This window comes from Bradyrhizobium macuxiense, assembly GCF_001542415.1.
GTDB classification, from domain to species: Bacteria; Pseudomonadota; Alphaproteobacteria; order Rhizobiales; family Xanthobacteraceae; genus Bradyrhizobium; species Bradyrhizobium macuxiense.
On record NZ_LNCU01000106.1, the window covers coordinates 167,396 to 186,160 of the forward strand.

The following is an 18,765-nucleotide window of genomic DNA, read 5'->3' on the forward strand; positions in this document are numbered from 1 at the left end:
GGTCGGCGGGCGAGCTCGCCAAGCTGCCGACCTACTATGTGATGGATCTCGCCAAGGACATGGCAGCGACGGTCGCGGAGCAGATGCCCTCGCGCGACGCGATCGCGGCCAACACATGGCTGCCGGACCGCGAGCTCGCCTATTACGCCGCCGAATATCAGCGCACCGGATTCCAGGGCGGGCTGCAATGGTATCGCTGCGGCACCTCGGGCGCGTTCGTGCCGGAATTGCAGACGTGGGGCGGCCGCACCATCGACGTGCCCGCCGCGTTCATCTCGGGGAAGCAGGATTGGGGCATATATCAGCGGCCCGGCGTCTATGAAGCGATGCAGACCAGAACGTGCACGCGGATGATCGGATGCCATCTGATCGACGGCGCCGGCCATTGGGTGCAGCAGGAGCAACCGGACGAGGTGAGCCGCCTGCTGCTTCAGTTCCTCGCCCGTGCAGCGCAATAAGAAGCGGACGCATAGGGAAATGTCCCAGACATTTCCGGGAACATTCCGTGGAACCTCGCGTTGCGGTCAGCCGGTCTTTTATCCGGCGACCTGATTAGGAGGAGGAACTATGGAAAAGAAGATTGCCGGACTGCTGGGCGCGGTCGTATCGCTCGGCGCCCTCGGCACCGCGCAAGCGGCACCGGCCCCGACCGATGTCCTGCACGCGAACTCGTATGCGGAACTGCTGGAGCCGATCTCGGACGCCTCGGCAAAGCTGCAAGCGCTGGACGAGTCCGCGCCGCCGCAAACCGGCGAGAATGTGCAGCTTGCGCAGTACTATTATCACCATCATCACCACCACCATCATCACCATGGCTATTATCGCCGCTACGCGCCGCCCGTGGTCGTGGTGCCGCGTTATCGGCGCTACTATCATCACCATCATCACCACCACCATCATCATCACCATCACGGGTACTATCGTTACTAAGCGACGCGAAACGACAACGGGGCCCGCAGGCCCCGTTGCTTTGCCGGCCATGATGCTGGGGACAGGTTAGTCCTGGCGTGCCTTCTCCTTTGCGGCGCGGTGCAAATGGCGATAGGTGCCGTCGAACACAGTGTCGGTCGATGACGTCCATTCAGTGCCGGCGGCGAGCTTGGGCCGGTTGTTGTAGATGCGGCGCGACTGTAGTTCGCGTTCGGAGGCTTCCTCCTCACCCATCGGTTCGAGCTGAAAATTCGCCTCCTCCGGGATCACGATGATCTGCGCGAACGGCTCGTTCGGGCGGAAGATGTGGGTGCGGCCCTCCGCCGGCGCCTTGAACACACAGAAGAACATCATCGGCCACCAGTTGCGGATCAGCGCCGGCACGGCGATCGGCACCGTGTCGGTGCGGTCGGTGTAAAAGCGCGGATGCGGCTCGGTGCGGACCGCCATGCCCTTCTCGACCTTGAGGTCGAGCAGGATTTGATAGGTGTAGAAGCTGTCGCCGAAATTGCGGAACGGCGGCCATTGCAAACCGCTCTCCGGCGGCTCGCCCCACTCGGCATCGAGATGCAAATGGCCGTCCCGCGTGGTGACGCGCAGTTCGAAGTCGTAGGGATAGAACAGCTCGATCCCGTACTGCGCGCCCTCCGAGAACGGCACACAATGCCAGACCTGCTCGCGCGAGCCGTCGGTGCGCGGTTCGCGCGTGCCCGCCCAGCCCGGAATTTCGAGCTTGGTCCGGCGCGGCGCCAGGCGCGCATTGTTCAGACGATATTTGACCGTGTTCATGGAGTCCCCCGCTCTTGAGCTCGCCGGAACTCGAACGAGCGCGGGGCCGCCTGGTTCCCTTCTAAGTGATCACAAACGGTACGAAGACACGGGCTCCGTGGTTGACCTCCACCCCGAGTCCAAATATTAGAATTATTCTAATTCTAAATCATAGAGGCGGGCGTCACCGTGAAGAATTTCGCCGATTTGAGCGAGCGCGAGGTGCTGGCGGTCGCGATTGCCTCCGAGGAGGAGGACAGCCGCATCTACATGACGTTCGCGGAGGATCTCGCCCAGCGTTATCCGGATACCGCGAAAATCTTCGAAGAAATGGCCGAGGAGGAACGTGGCCACCGCCACCGCCTGCTCGAAACCTACGAGCAGCGCTTCGGCCCGCATCTGCCACCGATCCGGCGCGAGGACGTCAAAGGCTTCCTGCGCCGGCGCCCGATCTGGCTGACCAAGAACCTGCCGCTCGACACCATTCGCAAGGAAGTCGAGACCATGGAGCTGGAGGCCGAGCGCTTCTATGCCAAGGCCGCCGAGAAGGCTGAGGATACCGGCGTACGCCGCCTGCTTGGCGACCTCGCCGAGGAGGAGAAGGGCCACGAAAAGCTCGCGGTCAAGCTCACCGGCGACATCCTCAAGCCCGACGTGCGCGCCGAGGAAGACCGCACGCGGCGCCGCATGTTCGTGCTGCAATATGTGCAGCCGGGCCTCGCCGGATTGATGGACGGTTCGGTGTCGACACTGGCGCCGCTGTTCGCCGCCGCCTTCGCCACCCATCACAACTGGCAGACCTTCCTCGTCGGCCTCGCCGCCTCGATCGGCGCCGGCATCAGCATGGGCTTTGCCGAAGCGCTGTCCGACGACGGCTCGCTGACCGGCCGCGGCTCGCCCTGGCTGCGCGGCCTGACCTGCGGCCTGATGACGACGCTCGGCGGATTGGGCCACACGATTCCCTATCTCGTTCCCGATGCCTGGCCGAACGCATTCTGGATCGCGACCGCGATCGCCGGCATCGTCGTGTTCTTCGAATTGTGGGCAATCGCCTTTATCCGCGCGCGATACATGGACACACCGTTCCTGCAGGCCGTGTTCCAGATCGTGCTGGGCGGCGCGATCGTGCTCGCGGTCGGCATATTGATCGGGGCCGCGTAGAGCGAGGTGTGCAGATGTGGAGTCCCCGCCAACACCGGCTGCCGGCCGGCGCCGCACTGACCATGCTGGCCGCACTTGGATGCAGCGGCACCGCGAAGGCGACCGACGAGATCCAGGTCTACAACGCCGGCATCGCCGAGCCCGGCCAGCTCACCATCCAGCAGCATCTCAACTTTGTCGGCATCGGCCAGAAGGACCCGCCGTTCCCCGGCGGCTTTGCCTCCAACCACAGCCTCAACGGCACGCCGGAATTCGCCTACGGCATGACCGACTGGTGGGAGCTTGGGCTCTATCTGCCGTTTGCCGTGCAGGATCAGCAGTTCCTGTCCGATGCCTTCAAGCTGCGCACGCTGTTCGTCTCGCCGAACGCCGACAAGCGCAACCTGTTCTACGGCATCAATTTCGAGCTCAGCTACGAGATGCCGAAATTCGCGCAGACCCGCTGGGGTCTCGAGATCCGGCCGATCATCGGCGTACGCAATGCCGACTTTGAATTCATCGTCAATCCGATCGTCGACGTCGGCTTCGGCAGATATGGCGAGGCTGACTTCGCGCCAGCCGTCCGCCTGGCCCGCAAGCTGAAGGATGACGTCTATGTCGGCCTCGAATATTACGCCGACTTCGGCAAGATCGGCGACTTCAGCCCGCTCGCCCAGCAGCAGCACACGCTGTTTGCGGTGACAGATTTCAAGATCGAGGACGTCGACATCGATTTCGGCGTCGGTTACGGCCTCACCTCCGCGTCTGACCGACTCGTCGTGAAGACCATTATCGGCTATGCATTCCCGGTACCCGGGACCAAGGACAATGCGGGAGAGCGCTCAAGCGCGAATGGTGCCATCAATCCGATGGCGCATGTTTCGGCACGCACGACGCCCTTCTAGCACAGGCCTCGATCCGTTCACGCCATCCGGGAAAGCCGATGACCCGTCCGTCCTACGACGCAACAGCGAAACTCCTCCACTGGATCATCGTCGGCCTGCTGGCCGTGCAATATCCGATCGGCTGGCTGATGCCGGACATTCATCGCGGCCAGACTCCGGGTGCCGCGATGACGTTCCACATCTCGTTCGGCATCCTGATCCTTGCCCTGATCGTGCTGCGGTTGATCTGGCGGCTGACCCACCCGGTCCCGGCCGAGCCGTCGCTTCCGCCGTGGCAACGGATCGCTTCGCAAGTCTCGCACTGGATGCTCTATCTGCTCGTGCTGGCGACGACCTTGACCGGCTGGCTGTTCGCGTCATTTCGCGGCTGGACGGTGTCGTTCTTCTACATGATGCGGCTGCCGATGCTGGCCTCGGACAACGCAGCGGCGGGCAAGGCGATCGACGGCCTGCACCAGATCGCGGAATGGTCCCTGCTGGTGCTGATCGGTCTCCACGTCGCGGCGGCGCTGGCGCACCTCCTGATCTACCGCGACCGCGTCATGCAGCGCATGCTCCCGAACTAGAGCATGATCCGGAAAAGTGTGAAGCGGTTTTCCGAAAAGGTCATGCTCAAACCAGGAGCTAAAGCGCGATGACGATTCAACCCAATCTCATCGCGCTTTAGAGCGGTTTGCATTCAATCAGAACCGAAAACGCTCAAGGCCGGCCACGCAATTGCGATCAAGCCAGCCTTGCTCACCTGCTCCATTCTGAGCATGATCATGCCCAAAACAATGGAGCGCGCCGTGGCCAAATCGCAATGGAGTTTCAAGACCGCCGTCGACCTGTCGGCGGCGCTGAAGGCAAAGCAGGTTTCGGCCATCGAATTGGCCGAGGACACGATCGGTCGCATCGAACGCCATGACGGCAAGGTCAACGCGATCTGCGTGCGCGATTTCGAGCGCGGCCTTGCCGCGGCCCGCGCGGCCGACGCCGCGATCGCACGCGGCGAGCACAGGCCGCTGCTCGGCATCCCCATGACCGTGAAGGAATCCTACAATGTCGCGGGATTGCCGACGACCTGGGGCAATCCGGCGCACAAGGACTTCACACCGGCCGAAGACGCACTCTCGATCGCACGGGTGAAAGATGCGGGCAGCGTGATCCTCGGCAAGACCAACGTGCCGCTCAACCTCGCCGACTGGCAAAGCTACAACGAAGTCTACGGCACCACCAACAATCCCTACGATCTCGGCCGCACGCCGGGCGGCTCCTCCGGCGGATCGTCGGCCGCGCTCGCCGCGGGCTACGGCGCGCTGTCGCTCGGCTCGGACATCGGCGGTTCGCTGCGCGTGCCGGGATTCCATTGCGGCATCTACGCGCACAAGCCGACCTTCGCGCTGCTGCCCTCGCGCGGCCACACACCACCGCCNTGCCGTTCGACCGCGACCTCTCGGTGATCGGCCCGATGGCGCGCGGCGCCGCCGACCTGTCGCTGCTGCTCGACGTGATGGCCGGCCCCGATCCGCTGGAAGCCGGCAAGGCCTATAAGCTCGAACTGCGGTCGGCGCGCCATTCTGCGCTGAAGGATTTCCGTATTCTCGTCGTCGACACCGATCCGGTGCTGCCGACCGACAAGGTGATCCGCGGCACCATCGACAAGCTGGCGAGCAACCTCGACAAGGCCGGTGCCAAGGTCTCGCGCTCGAGCCCGCTGCTGCCGGATTTTGCCGCCTCTTCGCGGCTCTATATGCGCATGCTGCTGTCGTTCCTTGCCGCGACCTTCCCGCCCGAGATCTATGCCGGCGCGTGCGCGGCCGCGGCCGCACTGCCGGCCAGCGACACCAGCCTCCAGGCCGAGCGCTTGCGCGGCATCGCACTCAGCCACCGCGACTGGGTGATCGCCGATGGCGGCCGCGCCCGCCTGCGCGCGCAATGGCGTGAGCTGTTCAAGTCGTTCGACGCAGTGATCTGCCCGATCATGCCGACACCGGCCTATCCGCACGATCATTCGCCCGAGCAGGAGCAGCGGCGGATCATGATCGACGGCGAACCGCACGTTTACACCGACCAGCTCGCCTGGCCCGGGATAGCAACCCTGCCCGGCCTGCCCTCCACCGCAATCCCGACCGGCTTCGCGCCCGACGGATTGCCCGTCGGTGTGCAGATCGTCGGCCCCTGGCTGGAAGACCGCACGCCGCTCAAGCTGGCCGAGCTGATCGAGCGGGAGTTCGGCGGGTTCGTGCCGCCGAAGATGTTCGATGATTGAGGTGTGACGACTAATAGGCCGTCATTGCGAGGAGCGAAGCGACGAAGCAATCCATATCTCAGCGAGCGGAGAGATGGATTGCTTCGCTGCGCTCGCAATGAGGAAGAACGGAACCAGAGAGTGACAACAATGAACAACGACCTCGACGAGCTCACGCAGCTCAACAAGGACTACGTCGATTCCGTTCAGAACTGCGACGTCAAGCGCTTCGATGAAATCCTGGCCGAGGATTTCTACTGCACCAATGCCGACAAGAGCCTCGTCGATCGCGCCGCCTTCCTGAAGCAGACCGCGATCCCGGTGAAGATCAAGAGGCTGAAGGCCGAGGACGTCAAGATCCGCATCCTCGGTGATTTCGCCATCATCCATGCCAGGACGAGCTACATCGGCGCCGACGGCGAACCGGCCCACGGCCGCTACACCGACTGCTGGGCCAGGCAGAACGGCAAATGGCTCGCCGTGTCGGCGCACGTGGCGCGATGAGGAGACCGTCATTCCGGGGCAGCCCGCAGGGCTGAACCCGGAATCCCGTGCCGCATACTACTTCGAGATTCCGGGTTCGATGCTTCGCATCGCCCCGGAATGACGACAAATCAGCTATCGAACATGATCACGCTGCGCAGCGTCTTGCCGGCCTTCATGTTGGCGAAGCCTTCGTTGATTTCCGAGAGCTTCAGCTTGGCCGAGATCCAGTCCTCCAGATGCAGCTTGCCGCGCATGTAGAAGTCGACGAGGCGCGGCATGTCGACGCGGAAGTGGTTGGAGCCCATCGAGGAGCCCTGGATCCTGCGCTCGCGCAGGAAATCGAAACCGTGCAGTTCGATCTTCTGGCCGAACGGGATCATGCCGACGATGGTCGCGGTGCCGCCGGCAGCGAGCATGCCGAAGGCCTGTTCGGCGGTGTCCTTGCGGCCAAGCACCTCGAAGGAGTGATGCACGCCGCCACCGGTAAGCTCGCGCACCTGCTGCACCACGTCGCCGTTCGCCGGATCGACGATGTCGGTGGCCCCTAGCTTGGTGGCGAGCTGCAGTTTGGCGGGGTTGGTGTCGATCGCGATGATGCGGCCGGCGCCTGCGATCTGCGCGCCGTTGATCGCGGCCATGCCGACGCCGCCGCAACCGATCACCGCGACCGTCTCGCCTGCGGTGACCTTCGCCGTGTTCACCACGGCGCCGTAGCCGGTGATGACGCCGCAGCCGATCAGCGCCGCGAGATCGAGCGGCATTTCCTTCTTGATCTTCACGATGGCGTTCTCATGCACCAGCATCTGCTCGGCGAAGGACGAGAGATTGAGGAACTGGTTCAGCTTCTCCTTCCTGTTCCAGGACAGGCGGTTGGACGCGCCGGGCAGCATCTTCACCGTAGTGTCCGTGCACAGCACGGTGCGGCCGGTGGTGCAGTTATCGCAGGTGCCGCAGAACACCGAGAGGCAGGTGACGACGTGGTCGCCGGGCTTCACATAGTTGACGTCGGAGCCGACCTTCTCGACCACACCGGCCGATTCATGTCCGAGTACGGCCGGCAGCGGATGCGGATACAGCCCTTCCATGAAGTGCAGGTCGGAATGGCAGAGGCCCGCGACCGCGGTGCGGATCAGCACTTCGCGCGGCCCCGGATTGGGCACGCTGACGTCTTCGATCACCAGCGGCTTGTTGACTTCATGCAGGACGGCGGCCTTCATCGGAATTTCCTCTCATGTTTATTGTTGCGCACGCTCTCCACCTCTCCCAAAGGGAGAGGTCGGAGCGCATCGAAGATGCGGTCCGGGTGAGGGGTTGAGATCTATCGATGGAGCAATACCCCTCACCCGGATCGCTAGCGCGATCCGACCTCTCCCGATGGAGAGGTGCGATTGCGCAAGCGGCTGGTGCCGCAGCCTACGCTGCGACGAGCAATTCGCCAACCTCGGCCATCCCGATGGCGCGGTCGCCGAGCAGGTGTTCGGTCATCCTGCGCTGAAGGGTATTTTCCGTTAGCCGGAACGGATCGCCCGGCATCACGCGGTGGTCGATCACCATCCGCGACAGCAGCAGGCGGCGCGCATCGCCGCGCATCTCATGGATGCGTCCGCCTTCCCACGCCAGCGCCACCGCGCTCGCGACATGGTAGAGCAGGCTGGTGGCACGGCGCGCATCGCCCTCATTGTCCATGCGACTTGCGACCTCGCGCGCAAACGCGACCGCACGGTCGCTGAGACCGCGCAGCCGGTTGCGCCAGGCCTGCGGGACATTGGTGCTGTCGTCGAGCCGCGCGTGCAGATCGGCCGCGAGCGCACTGTCCGCGCCATGACGACCGACCGCGCGCTTCAGCGCATCGATCGCGACGATGTTGCCGGTGCCCTCCCAGATCGAGCCGAGATGGGCGTCGCGCAACAGCCGCGGCGTTACGAATTCCTCGATGTAGCCGATGCCGCCGCGCATCTCCATCGCGTCGCCGCAGACCTTGCGGGCATCGCGGGTGGCACGGAATTTCAGGGTCGGGGTCAGGATGCGCAGCAGTGCCGCGGCGTCCTGGCTGCCGGCCTCGGCGCGATCGAGCGCATCCGCGGTCAGGAAGCTCATCGACAGCGCCTGCTCGGTCGGCAGCATGATCTTCATCAACTGCCGGCGCGCCAGCGGCAGATCGATGATGCGCTGGCCGAACACCACGCGTCCCCTTGCCACCATGATCGCATCGTGCCAGGCGCGGCGCATCAGTGACGTGGATTTGACGCCGTTGGAGAGCCGCGACGAGTTGACCATCTCGGCCATCTGCACGAAGCCGCGGTCGAGCTTGCCGACGGCATAGGCGACCGCCCCGTCGAACTTGATCTCGCCGGAGGCCATCGAGCGGGTGCCGAGCTTGTCCTTCAGGCGCACGATCCGGTAGTGGTTCTGCGAACCGTCATCGAGGAAGCGCGGCATCAGGAACAGGCCGACGCCGCGCGTGCCCGGCCCTGCCCCTTCCGGCCGCGCCAACAGCATCACCACCTTGGCATCGGCGTTCGAGCAGAACCACTTCTCGCCGTAGAGCCGCCAGTGATCGCCCTCCTGCACGGCGCGCGTCGTCAGCGTGCCGACATCGGAGCCGCCTTCCTTCTCGGTCATGAACTGGCCGCCCTGCGTCAGCTTGCTCACGTCGGTCTGTGTCAGGCCGTCGAGATACTTCGCCTTCAACGCTTCGCTGCCGAAATTGTTGAGCAGCTTGGCGCAACCGTCGGTGACGTTGATCGGGCAGCCCATGCCGAATTCGGTCTGGTTGAACAGGAAGGTGAAGGCATGCTTGGCGACGACCGGGTATTTGTCCGGCCAGCCCATGATGCCCTTGCGGATCGACAGGGCGTGGATTCCGAACTCGCCGAAGGCCGCCTTCTCGATCTCGCGATAGGCCGGGTGATATTCGATATGCTGTACGTCGCGGCCGAATTTGTCGCGCTGATGCAGCACCGGTGTGTGCCTGTCGGCGAGCCGTGCGCATTCGTCGAGATAGCCGCCGGCCAGTCCGCCGAGCCGGTCGAGATGCGGTTCGATGTGGCGGAACAGCGCATCGGGCAAATGCAGTTTCAACAGATCGGTCAGCGCCGGATCGGCCCGATAGAAGTTCATCCCTGTCGTGTCGGGGGCGAGAAGCCCCGGCTGGCTGGCGGATGACGGCTTGAGATCCTGCTGCATTGAATTCCCGGCTTCGTTGCTCATTTCTTGGGAGAGACTATCCTCCTCCGGTAGAGCAAAGGAAAGCCCAATGGACATCCCAAAATACAAGATCGCCCTGATCGTCGGCGCAGGTGAGGGGCTCAGCGCCTCGCTCGCGCGGCTATTTTCGCGGGAGGGAATTCGCGTGGCATTGGCCGCCCGCAGCATCGAGAAGCTCGGCGCGCTCTGCACTGAGACCGGCGCGCGCGCCTATGCCTGCGATGCCACCAAGCATGAGGACGTGGAACGGCTGTTCGGCCTGGTGGAACGCGAGATGGGAACGCCCGATCTCGTGGTCTACAACGCCTCCGGCCGCACGCGCGGGCCGTTTGTCGAGCTGGTGCCGTCGGAGGTCGCGCAGGCGATTGCCGTTTCGGCCTTCGGCGGCTTTCTGGTGGCGCAGGAAGCGGCGAAGCGCATGCTGCCGAACAAAAAGGGCGCGATCCTGTTCACCGGCGCCTCCGCCAGCGTGAAAGGCTATGCGCAATCGGCGCCGTTCGCGATGGGCAAGTTCGCGTTGCGCGGACTGGCACAGAGCATGGCGCGCGAATTGTCGCCGCAGGGCATTCATGTCGCGCACTTCGTGATCGACGGCGGTATCCGCAGCGCTGCCCGCGCCGAGCCTGAAGACCGGCCGGATTCGATGCTCGATCCCGATGCCATTGCGCTCAGCTACTGGAACGTGCTGCAGCAGCCGCGCAGCGCCTGGAGCTGGGAGCTCGAATTGCGGCCCTGGGTTGAGAAGTTTTGAGATGACGGATATCATCTAACTGGCGTAACGTTACCCGAAACCGTCCGCCGCAACCGTCATTGCGAGCGGAGCGAAGCAATCCATGTCGCCGCGCGCAGAGGAATGGATTGCTTCGTCGCTTCAGCGCAAAATTGCTCTGCAATTTGGTCGCGAGCTCCTCGCAATGATGGCAACGAGTATCCCACGGAGGAAACATGACCAGCGAAATCAAGATCGAGACCGGCACCGACGAACTGCTCTGCGTGATCCGCGACCGCGTCGCCATCATCACGCTGAACCGCCCCGACGCCCGTAACTCGCTGTCGGATGCGTTGACGCCGGCGTTGCGCACGATGATCAGGACCTGCGGCGAGAATCCCGAGGTCGGCGTGCTGCTTGTCACCGGCGCCGGCAACGCTTTCTGCGCCGGTGGCAACGTCAAGGGCATGGGTGCGCATCGCGACAAGAAGAAGCTCGAAATGTCCTATGAGGACAAGGTCGCAGACCTGCAGGAGCGCCAGCGGCTGCTCACCGGCGCGCTCGCTTCGGTACGCAAGCCGACGATCGCCGCGCTGCCCGGTCCCGCGGTCGGGGCCGGGCTTGCGATCGCGATGGCCTGCGATCTCAGGATCGCCGCGCAATCCGCCTTCGTCTCGACCGGTTATCTGCGCGTGGCTTTGAGCGGCGACTACGGCATGGCCTGGCTCTTGACGCGGCTGGTCGGCACATCGCGCGCCCGCGAATTGATGTTCACCTCGGAGAAGGTCGATGCCACGAGATGCGAGCAGATCGGCCTCGTCAACCGCGTGGTGCCGGACGAGATGCTGCAGGAGGAAGCCTTTGCGCTAGCGAAATCGATGGCCGAAGGCCCGACGCTGGCGCTGCGCTACATGAAGGACAATCTGGACGAAGCCCTGCTGTTCGACTTCGCGACCGCGCGCGACCACGAGGCCGAGCGGCTGATCCGGCTGACCACGACGGCCGATCACAAAGAGGCAGTGCAGGCCTTCATCGAGAAGCGCAAGCCGGTGTTCAGGGGCAATTGAGCGCTACGCGCCCGCGTCGTGTCATTGCCGGGCTCGACCCGGCAATCCATCGGATGAGATTTGCCTGATGGATGCGCGGGTCAGGCTCCGCGGATGACGAGCGGAAGTTGCGGCAGCACATCTCGGCAAAAAAACGCCCGGTTCTGGAGGGCCAGAACCGGGCGCAGTGTATCAAACCGCAAGCGAGGACGTCGCGGCCAAGCGGGACGCGGCAGCGAGCCGCCAGCTGGCACACGGAATGTCTTGCGGCTTGACCAGAATCTCCTTCTCGAAGCGCACCAGCTTCCAGTCGCCGGCGCCGTTCGTGAACGCGTAACCGGACTTGCGCGCAAGTCCGATCATCGTCGTATTGGAACGCAGCGTATCGCCGAAGATGCGCTCGGCTCCGAAGGACGCCGCGCGGCATTCAAGGTTCTTCAACAGCGCCTTGCCGATACCGTGGCCCTGCCACCGATCGTCGATCGACAGGCCGAACTCGACGCTCGACGTGTCGGCATGGAAGGCATAGCGGGCTTCGCCGACAATCATCTCGAAGCCGTCGACCACCATCGTCGCGACCACCGTGAACCGGCCAGCCTCGCCGACGTGGATAAAACGCTCGAGCTCCGTCTTCGGCAGCTCGCTCAGCGCTCCAAGGAAGCGGTTGTAACGCGACCCCGCGGAGAGCGAGCGGATGTAGCTCTGCAGCTCCTCGCGATCGCGCCGCTCGACGAAACGCACCTTGATCTCACTTCCGTCCTTCGCGCGGAGCACGTCGGAATATTGCTTGAGATCATTGAGACGCAGCGCAGCCATGACACGCTCCTCGGGTCAAGAAACTGGCTGGCGTCCCTCTATCGAAGCGACGCCAGCGTTGACGGCCTGCTCAGGCCCGCCAGAACGGCTTTTCGGTTTCGAAAGCCACGTCGCTCCGGGAAACGCCGATATCGTGAAGGTCGCGGTCCGACCACTGCGACAGCTCGCGGCGGCGCTCGTAACGGTCCCACCAGATGTGAAGAGTTTCGCCGACCTGGTTCAAAAGGCCGTCGGCATGATGATTTGTCATCGATTCATGACTGAAAATGGACATTTCCGGCTCCTATCGGTAACCTATTGACGGTAATATCTGCGTGCTGACCGCGTTCTACAAACGACACTTTGTACCGTTTCGCATGAATTAAAGTCATGTATATGGACTTGCAGAAATGACTGGCCGACTGCCCTCGTTGAACGGCCTGCGGGCCTTCGAGGCCGCCGCGCGGCACATGAGCTTCACGCTGGCGGCGTCCGAGCTGAACGTGACGCAAACCGCGATCAGCCATCAGATCCGGCGGCTCGAGGAAGAGCTCGGCGTGCGCCTGTTCGTGCGCCAGAATCGTTCGCTGAGCCTGACACCAGAGGCTGCCGAATACCTCCCCGGCGTCCGCGCCGCCTTCAACGACCTGCGGCTGGCGACGGACCGACTGCTACGCAGGGACGACGGTCACGTCCTGACTGTCTCCACCCTCGCCTCGCTCGCGGCCAAATGGCTACTGCCGCGGCTCTCCGCATTCCAGGAGGCGCATCCCGGGATCGACGTCCGCATCACCACCTCGACCAGCCTGGTCGATTTCCAGCGCGACAAGGTTGACGCTGCGATCCGCTACGGCCGCGGCCAGTGGGCCGGTCTGCGCGCCGAGTGGCTGATGGCGGATGAACTCTTCCCGGTGTGCAGCCCGTCCCTGCTGCAAGGAAGCAAGCCGCTGAAGTGTCCCGAGGACCTCAGGGACCACGTGCTCCTGCACACCAGCAACACCAACAGCGACGACTGGCGGCTGTGGCTCACCGCGGCCGGACTGCCGACCGACATTTCCAGGCAGCCCGGCATCACCTTCGACCTGACCTTCGTCACCGTCCAAGCCGCGATCGACGGGATCGGCGTCGCGATGGGCCGGACCTCCTATGTGAAGGACGACATCGCCAAGGGCCGCCTGGTGGTTCCCTTCAAGATCACGCTGCCGGCGGACGCCGGCTTCTACCTGGTCTCCCCTCAGGGACGGGCCGATACGCCGAAGCTGTCGGCATTCAGGAACTGGCTCAGCGGGACGGCGCGCGCGCCGCTCTGATGCAGCGCACGCTGCGTCAAGCCATTTCGCGCACGGCTTTTTTCCATGGTCGGCGCGCGTTTTCGGGTTGGTCGTGCCGGACAGGCGTGCCAAATTGCCGCGGGAGGCAGGACAACTGCCTTGGCTGGCGGGGGCAATTTTGCCAGCGCTTTTACCATGGGGAGGAAAGGGCCTTATGTCGCAGTCGAATCCGTCGCAAGTCCCGCAGATCAAGTCGCGCTTCGGTGCCATCCTGCGCGCGACCAGCGGCAATTTCCTCGAGCAATTCGACTTCTTCCTGTTCGGCTTCTACGCACAGGATATTGCGAGGGCATTCTTTCCTGCGCAAAACGACACCGCGGCGCTGCTCAATGCCTATGGCGTGTTCTGGCTCGGCGCGCTGATGCGCCCGATTGGGGCGATCGTGCTGGGCTCCTATATCGACCGCATCGGCCGCCGCCAGGGTCTCATCGTGACGCTCGCGCTGATGGCGCTTGGCACAGTCGTGATCGCCTTCTGCCCGTCCTATGCAGCTATCGGAATTGCCGCGCCGATCATCGTCCTGATCGGGCGCCTGATACAGGGCTTCTCCGCCGGCGTAGAACTCGGCGGCGTCTCCGTCTATCTCTCGGAGATCGCGACACCTGGCAATCGAGGCTTCTACACCTCGTTCCAATCTTCCAGTCAGCAGGTTGCCATCTTCGTCGCAGCCATCATCGGTTTCGTCCTGAGAGAGATGATCCCGGGCGACACATTCCTGGATGCCATCGGCGGCGTCGCCAAATGGCGTATCCCGTTTTTCATCGGATGCCTCATCATTCCCGTCATCTTCATGCTGCGGCGGTCGCTTGAGGAAACGCCGGCCTTCCTGGCCATGAAGAGACATCCGACCGCGAGCGAAGTGTTCGCCTCGGCGATCGCGAACTGGCGCATCGTCATCCTCGGCATGATGATCGCGGTCCTGACCACCACGACCTTTTATTTCATCACGGTGTATGCGCCCGGCTTCGGCAAGGAGCTCCACCTGTCGCCGTCAGGGACGCTGCTCGTCACCCTTCTGGTTGCGGTGACGAATTTCATCTGGAATCCGGTCGGCGGCGCTCTCTCGGATCGGCTCGGCCGCAAGCCGGTGCTGATCGCGATCGCAACCTTGTCGTTCGTGACGGCTTACCCGGCGCTTTCCTGGCTCTCGCATGAGCCCACGCTTGGAAAACTGCTGGCCGTCCAGATGATGCTGTCGTTCTACTTCGGCGTCTATAGCGGCACGATGTTGGGATGCCTGGTCGAGATCGTGCCCGCGCACGTCCGCACCACATGCTTCTCAATCGCTTTCGCGCTGGCGGCGGGCCTGTTCGGCACCTTCACCCCCTTCGCATCGACCAAACTGATCGCATACACCGGCGACAAGGCCTCTCCCGCCTTCTGGCTGATGTTCGGCGCGGCGCTCGGCATCATCGCCGCGCTGATCGTCTATCGGCGGGGCGGCCAGACCGTCGAGCAGCGCGAGACGGTGGCGGCCTGATATTCCGCTTCGCGGTCGGGCGGATCAGGTATCCGCCCGACCGTGTTGCTTTCCGTGCCAGCAGCGCTAACAAGAGCGCATGGTTGATCTGACGCGCAGATTCGACGTGCTGGTGATCGGGGGCGGCAACGCCGCCCTTTGTGCTGCGATCAGCGCCAGACGGGCCGGCGCCTCCGTGCTGGTGCTGGAAGGCGCGCCGAAGTTCTACCGCGGCGGCAACACCCGCCACACGCGCAACATGCGCTGCGCCCATGATGCGGCGACCGAGATCCTCACCGGCCCCTACACCGAGGAGGAGTTCTGGAATGATTTGCTGCTGGTGACCGGCGGCCAGACCGACGAGGAACTGGCCCGCTTCATGATCCACGAGTCCAAGGACATCCTGAACTGGATCGTCGAACAGGGCGTGCGCTGGCAGCCCTCACTCGGCGGCACGCTGAGCCTCGGCCGCACCAACTCGTTCTTCCTGGGCGGCGGCCGCGCCATGCTGAACGCGCTGTATCGCACCGCCGAGGAACTCGGCGTCGACATCCTCTACAATGCCGAGGTGATCGATCTCAAGATCGAGGACGGCATGTTCCTCTCGGCTGCGCTGAAGCAGCCGGTCAACGGCAAGACCGAGGTGCGCGCTTCTACCTTGGTCGCCGCCTCCGGCGGCTTCGAGGCCAACATCGAATGGCTGAAGGAATCCTGGGGCGAGGCCGCCGATAATTTCCTGATCCGCGGCACGCCCTATAACCGCGGCGCGATCCTGAAGCTGCTGCTCGCCAAAGGCGTGCAGGAAATCGGCGATCCCACGCAATGTCACGCCGTGGCGATCGACGCGCGCGCGCCGAAATTCGACGGCGGCATCATCACCCGCCACGACTCTGTTGTCTTCGGCATCGTCGTCAACAAGCATGCCGAGCGATTCTACGACGAGGGCGAGGACATCTGGCCGAAGCGCTATGCGATCTGGGGCCGCCTGGTCGCAGCCCAGCCGGACCAGATCGCCTACATCATCTTCGATTCGACTGTCGTGACCAGCTTCATGCCGACGCTGTTTCCGCCGATCGCGGGACAGACCATTGCCGAGCTCGCAGGCCAGCTCGAGCTCGATCCGGCGGCGCTCGAGAAGACCATCACCGAGTTCAACGCTGCGGTGCAGCCGGGCACGTTCGATCACACCATCCTCGACGACTGCCGCACCGAGGGCATCACACCGCAGAAGACGCACTGGGCGCGCAAGATCGAGACACCGCCCTACCTCGCCTATCCGGTGCGGCCCGGCATCACCTTCACCTATCTCGGCACTCGCGTGAACAAGCAGGCGCGGATGCTGATGAAGGACGGCAAGCCCTCCGCCAACATGTTCGCCGCCGGCGAGATCATGGCCGGCAACGTGCTGGGCAAGGGCTACGCTGCCGGTATCGGCATGACCATCGGCAGCGTGTTCGGCCGCGTCGCCGGGCGGGAAGCGGCGAAGAATGCGCGGAACTGAGCGCCGTGCCGGAGCCCCCTCGCCCCGCTTGCGGGAAGAGGAAAAAAGAAACAGGGAGCAGCCATGCGACGCCTTGCGATTGCCTCCGCTGCCGCCGTCCTGATGGCATCGACCGTCACGCACGCTGCCGAACCGATCGCACTGCGCGACATGGGGTCGTTCCATGTCGGCGGACGCCTCGTTGTGATCACGGGCAAGCCGGTGAAGGACGTCACCTTCACACCCGGTGGCGTACCGGCAAAGGTCGATCCGAACGGCACCTACCAGGTCGAGCAGATGTACGTGCAGTACTTCCTGCCGCAGAACGAGAAGGGCGCCTATCCGCTGCTGCTGTGGCATGGCGGCGGACTGACCGGCGTCACCTACGAGACGACACCCGACGGCCGCGAGGGCTGGCTGAACTATTTCCTGCGCAAGGGCTGGAGCGTCTACAACTCGGACGCGGTCGAGCGTGGCCGCGCCGGCTGGGCGCAATACCCTGATATCTTCAAGGGCGAGCCGGTGTTTCTCACCACGGCGAATCCTTTCGAGCGGTTTCGCATCGGTGACGGCCCCGGCTCCTACGACCCCGATCCCGCAAAGCGCAAGCTGATGCCGGGCAGCCAGTTCCCGAACGAAGGCTACGAGAACTTCGTCAAGCAGAACGTGCCGCGCTGGACCACCAACGACGACGCGACGATCGCGGCCTATATCGCCGAGATCGACCGCGTCGGCCCCTGCATCATCCTGTTCCATAGCCAGGCCGGCACCTTCGGTTTCAAGGTCGCGCAGGCGAGGCCCGACAAGGTGAAGGCGCTGATCGCGATCGAACCTGCCGGCGTCGGCGATCCCGCCAAAGTCGATGCACTCAAGAACATCCCGACGCTGATGGTCTATGGCGACTACATCGAGCGCGACTCGCGCTGGCCGAAGATCCGCGCCACCGGCGTCGCCTTTGCCGATGCGATCAGGGCCGCCGGCGGCAGCGTCGACGTCGTCGATCTACCGACAGTCGGTATCAAGGGCAATTCGCACATGATGATGATGGACAAGAACAACGCCGAGGTTGCCGGCCTGATCCAGACATGGCTGGAAGGCAAAGGGCTGACCCGGAAGTAGCGAGGCGAGCGAAGCGATGCACGGGACAAGGATCTTGGAGGAAGCCGACCGTCTGATGACGGTGTGCAACTCCTGCCGCTATTGCGAGGGCCTGTGCGCGGTGTTTCCCGCGATGGAGATGCGGCGCGCCTTCTCCGACGGTGACCTCAACTATCTCGCCAATCTCTGCCATGCCTGTGGCGCCTGCTACACCGACTGCCAGTTCTCGCCGCCGCATGAATTCAACGTCAATGTGCCGAAGACGCTCGCGATCGCGCGTGCCGAATCCTATGCCGCCTATTCCTGGCCGCGCGCCTTCGCCGGCGCGTTTGCGCGCAACGGGCTTGTCATCAGCCTGATCGCCGCGCTGAGCGTGGCTGCGTTCATCTTCGGCTTCGCCGCGGTCCACGACCCGAGCGTGCTCTATGGTATCCACACCGGCCCCGGCGCGTTCTACAAACTCATGCCGCACAATGCGATGGCGCTGCTGTTCGGCCTCGCCTTCCTCTATGCGATCCTGGCGCTGGTCATGGGAGTACGCGCATTCTGGCGCGATATCGGCGAGCCCGTCGGTATGACGACCGATGGCAAGGCGCTGCTGCAAGCCATCCGCGACGCCGGCGAACTGCGCTATCTCGACGGCGGCGGGGTCGGCTGCTTCAACGAGGACGACCAACCGACCGACCGCCGCAAGCTCTATCACCATTTCACTTTCTATGGCTTTGCCCTGTGCTTTGCCGCGACCTGTGTCGGCACGCTGTATCACTATCTGCTGGCGCGCGAGGCTCCCTATGCGTGGTGGGACCTGCCTGTCGTCCTCGGCACGCTCGGCGGCATCGGCCTCGTGATCGGTCCGCTCGGCCTGCTGTCAGAGAAACGGAAACGCGACCGCGTGCTGGTCGACGAGCAGCGGATGGGCATGGACACCGCGTTCATCGTGATGCTGTTCCTGACCAGCGTCACTGGCCTTGCGCTGCTGCTCTGGCGCGAGACCGGCGCGATGGGCCCGCTGCTGGCGCTGCATCTCGGCGTGGTGTTCGCGCTGTTCATCACCATGCCCTATGGCAAGTTCGTGCACGGCATCTACCGCTTCGTCGCGCTGGTGCGCTACGCGCGGGAACGGCGGATGATGGAGCATTCGTAGGCTCCGTCATTTCGGAGCGTTGCCCGTCCGAGCCCTG

19 protein-coding genes and 1 pseudogene are annotated in these 18,765 nt (G+C 63.9%); 15 read left to right on the top strand and 5 right to left on the bottom strand.

Features of this window, described 5'->3' with window-relative positions; translation table 11 throughout:
- The coding region (locus AS156_RS45190; RefSeq protein ID WP_245313166.1) for an alpha/beta fold hydrolase at window positions 1-458 on the top strand (458 nt) is incomplete at its 5' end.
- Window positions 459-567: 109 nt separating this feature from the next.
- The gene (locus AS156_RS31880) at window positions 568-930 is read left to right on the top strand and encodes a hypothetical protein (RefSeq protein WP_066513207.1); all 363 of its coding nucleotides are present in this window, start codon (window positions 568-570) and stop codon (window positions 928-930) included.
- 66 nt (window positions 931-996) lie between these two features.
- On the opposite strand, the gene AS156_RS31885 is transcribed toward AS156_RS31880, so the two are convergent.
- Complete coding sequence (locus AS156_RS31885; protein WP_066513209.1) at window positions 997-1,719, bottom strand: hypothetical protein; 723 nt, start codon at window positions 1,717-1,719, stop codon at window positions 997-999.
- Between the two features lie 168 nt (window positions 1,720-1,887).
- Here AS156_RS31885 and mbfA point away from each other — a divergent pair, with 168 nt between their 5' ends.
- The 6 genes and pseudogenes from mbfA to AS156_RS31910 all read left to right on the top strand — a co-directional run bounded on the left by mbfA (window position 1,888) and on the right by AS156_RS31910 (window position 6,477).
- Window positions 1,888-2,859 carry an iron exporter MbfA gene (gene mbfA / locus AS156_RS31890; RefSeq protein WP_066513210.1) on the top strand — a complete coding sequence of 324 codons (972 nt, stop codon included), beginning with the start codon at window positions 1,888-1,890 and terminating at the stop codon, window positions 2,857-2,859.
- Between the two features lie 14 nt (window positions 2,860-2,873).
- Window positions 2,874-3,743 (top strand): hypothetical protein, encoded by an 870-nt coding sequence (locus tag AS156_RS31895; protein ID WP_082747847.1) that lies wholly within the window; start codon window positions 2,874-2,876, stop codon window positions 3,741-3,743.
- Between the two features lie 38 nt (window positions 3,744-3,781).
- Complete coding sequence (locus tag AS156_RS31900; RefSeq protein ID WP_066513211.1) at window positions 3,782-4,309, top strand: cytochrome b; 528 nt, start codon at window positions 3,782-3,784, stop codon at window positions 4,307-4,309.
- 222 nt (window positions 4,310-4,531) lie between these two features.
- Window positions 4,532-5,157 (top strand): amidase family protein (locus tag AS156_RS45195; RefSeq protein WP_245313172.1); only part of this gene is annotated, 626 nt, incomplete at its 3' end.
- Between the two features lies 1 nt (window position 5,158).
- Window positions 5,159-5,994 (top strand): annotated as a pseudogene (locus tag AS156_RS45200) (amidase family protein); the annotation flags it as partial.
- A gap of 129 nt (window positions 5,995-6,123) precedes the next feature.
- Window positions 6,124-6,477, top strand: coding sequence for a nuclear transport factor 2 family protein (locus tag AS156_RS31910; protein ID WP_066513213.1), 354 nt, complete (start codon window positions 6,124-6,126; stop codon window positions 6,475-6,477).
- Window positions 6,478-6,587: 110 nt separating this feature from the next.
- On the opposite strand, the gene AS156_RS31915 is transcribed toward AS156_RS31910, so the two are convergent.
- Window positions 6,588-7,676: a Zn-dependent alcohol dehydrogenase gene (locus AS156_RS31915; RefSeq protein ID WP_066513214.1), complete on the bottom strand. Its 1,089-nt coding sequence runs from the start codon at window positions 7,674-7,676 to the stop codon at window positions 6,588-6,590.
- A 196-nt stretch (window positions 7,677-7,872) separates the two neighbouring features.
- Entirely contained in the window at window positions 7,873-9,645 is a 1,773-nt protein-coding gene (locus tag AS156_RS31920) for an acyl-CoA dehydrogenase family protein (RefSeq protein ID WP_066513309.1), read from the bottom strand.
- 70 nt (window positions 9,646-9,715) lie between these two features.
- On the opposite strand from AS156_RS31920, the gene AS156_RS31925 reads away from it, so the two are divergent.
- Both AS156_RS31925 and AS156_RS31930 read left to right on the top strand, forming a co-directional pair.
- A complete protein-coding gene (locus AS156_RS31925; protein ID WP_066513215.1) occupies window positions 9,716-10,417 on the top strand; it encodes an SDR family NAD(P)-dependent oxidoreductase in 702 nt (233 codons plus the stop codon).
- A 194-nt stretch (window positions 10,418-10,611) separates the two neighbouring features.
- Window positions 10,612-11,442, top strand: a complete 831-nt coding sequence (locus AS156_RS31930) for an enoyl-CoA hydratase (RefSeq protein WP_066513216.1) — start codon at window positions 10,612-10,614, stop codon at window positions 11,440-11,442.
- A gap of 171 nt (window positions 11,443-11,613) precedes the next feature.
- On the opposite strand, the gene AS156_RS31935 is transcribed toward AS156_RS31930, so the two are convergent.
- Together AS156_RS31935 and AS156_RS31940 are read right to left on the bottom strand one after the other, a co-directional pair.
- Entirely contained in the window at window positions 11,614-12,237 is a 624-nt protein-coding gene (locus AS156_RS31935; RefSeq protein WP_066513217.1) for a GNAT family N-acetyltransferase, read from the bottom strand.
- A gap of 70 nt (window positions 12,238-12,307) precedes the next feature.
- Complete coding sequence (locus AS156_RS31940; protein ID WP_066513219.1) at window positions 12,308-12,511, bottom strand: DUF1127 domain-containing protein; 204 nt, start codon at window positions 12,509-12,511, stop codon at window positions 12,308-12,310.
- A 115-nt stretch (window positions 12,512-12,626) separates the two neighbouring features.
- Here AS156_RS31940 and AS156_RS31945 point away from each other — a divergent pair, with 115 nt between their 5' ends.
- The 5 genes from AS156_RS31945 (at window position 12,627) to tcuB (ending at window position 18,728) form a co-directional block, all read left to right on the top strand.
- Window positions 12,627-13,526 carry a transcriptional regulator GcvA gene (locus tag AS156_RS31945; protein WP_066513221.1) on the top strand — a complete coding sequence of 300 codons (900 nt, stop codon included), beginning with the start codon at window positions 12,627-12,629 and terminating at the stop codon, window positions 13,524-13,526.
- A gap of 175 nt (window positions 13,527-13,701) precedes the next feature.
- Window positions 13,702-15,027 carry an MFS transporter gene (tcuC, locus tag AS156_RS31950; protein WP_066513223.1) on the top strand — a complete coding sequence of 442 codons (1,326 nt, stop codon included), beginning with the start codon at window positions 13,702-13,704 and terminating at the stop codon, window positions 15,025-15,027.
- Between the two features lie 79 nt (window positions 15,028-15,106).
- Window positions 15,107-16,507, top strand: a complete 1,401-nt coding sequence (gene tcuA / locus AS156_RS31955; RefSeq protein ID WP_201456134.1) for an FAD-dependent tricarballylate dehydrogenase TcuA — start codon at window positions 15,107-15,109, stop codon at window positions 16,505-16,507.
- 63 nt (window positions 16,508-16,570) lie between these two features.
- Window positions 16,571-17,605 (top strand): alpha/beta hydrolase, encoded by a 1,035-nt coding sequence (locus AS156_RS31960; protein WP_066513224.1) that lies wholly within the window; start codon window positions 16,571-16,573, stop codon window positions 17,603-17,605.
- A gap of 16 nt (window positions 17,606-17,621) precedes the next feature.
- Entirely contained in the window at window positions 17,622-18,728 is a 1,107-nt protein-coding gene (tcuB, locus tag AS156_RS31965) for a tricarballylate utilization 4Fe-4S protein TcuB (protein ID WP_066513226.1), read from the top strand.
- Window positions 18,729-18,765: the final 37 nt, after the last annotated feature.

What these genes read in the sequence shown, in the direction of transcription:
- AS156_RS31880 (WP_066513207.1), top strand. Translation starts at nt 568, where the DNA reads ATGGAAAAGAAGATTGCCGGACTGCTGGGCGCGGTCGTATCGCTCGGC.
- AS156_RS31885 (WP_066513209.1), bottom strand. Translation starts at nt 1,719, where the DNA reads ATGAACACGGTCAAATATCGTCTGAACAATGCGCGCCTGGCGCCGCGC.
- AS156_RS31895 (WP_082747847.1), top strand. Translation starts at nt 2,874, where the DNA reads ATGTGGAGTCCCCGCCAACACCGGCTGCCGGCCGGCGCCGCACTGACC.
- AS156_RS31900 (WP_066513211.1), top strand. Translation starts at nt 3,782, where the DNA reads ATGACCCGTCCGTCCTACGACGCAACAGCGAAACTCCTCCACTGGATC.
- AS156_RS31910 (WP_066513213.1), top strand. Translation starts at nt 6,124, where the DNA reads ATGAACAACGACCTCGACGAGCTCACGCAGCTCAACAAGGACTACGTC.
- AS156_RS31915 (WP_066513214.1), bottom strand. Translation starts at nt 7,676, where the DNA reads ATGAAGGCCGCCGTCCTGCATGAAGTCAACAAGCCGCTGGTGATCGAA.
- AS156_RS31920 (WP_066513309.1), bottom strand. Translation starts at nt 9,645, where the DNA reads ATGCAGCAGGATCTCAAGCCGTCATCCGCCAGCCAGCCGGGGCTTCTC.
- AS156_RS31925 (WP_066513215.1), top strand. Translation starts at nt 9,716, where the DNA reads ATGGACATCCCAAAATACAAGATCGCCCTGATCGTCGGCGCAGGTGAG.
- AS156_RS31930 (WP_066513216.1), top strand. Translation starts at nt 10,612, where the DNA reads ATGACCAGCGAAATCAAGATCGAGACCGGCACCGACGAACTGCTCTGC.
- AS156_RS31935 (WP_066513217.1), bottom strand. Translation starts at nt 12,237, where the DNA reads ATGGCTGCGCTGCGTCTCAATGATCTCAAGCAATATTCCGACGTGCTC.
- AS156_RS31940 (WP_066513219.1), bottom strand. Translation starts at nt 12,511, where the DNA reads ATGTCCATTTTCAGTCATGAATCGATGACAAATCATCATGCCGACGGC.
- AS156_RS31945 (WP_066513221.1), top strand. Translation starts at nt 12,627, where the DNA reads ATGACTGGCCGACTGCCCTCGTTGAACGGCCTGCGGGCCTTCGAGGCC.
- tcuC (WP_066513223.1), top strand. Translation starts at nt 13,702, where the DNA reads ATGTCGCAGTCGAATCCGTCGCAAGTCCCGCAGATCAAGTCGCGCTTC.
- tcuA (WP_201456134.1), top strand. Translation starts at nt 15,107, where the DNA reads ATGGTTGATCTGACGCGCAGATTCGACGTGCTGGTGATCGGGGGCGGC.
- AS156_RS31960 (WP_066513224.1), top strand. Translation starts at nt 16,571, where the DNA reads ATGCGACGCCTTGCGATTGCCTCCGCTGCCGCCGTCCTGATGGCATCG.
- tcuB (WP_066513226.1), top strand. Translation starts at nt 17,622, where the DNA reads ATGCACGGGACAAGGATCTTGGAGGAAGCCGACCGTCTGATGACGGTG.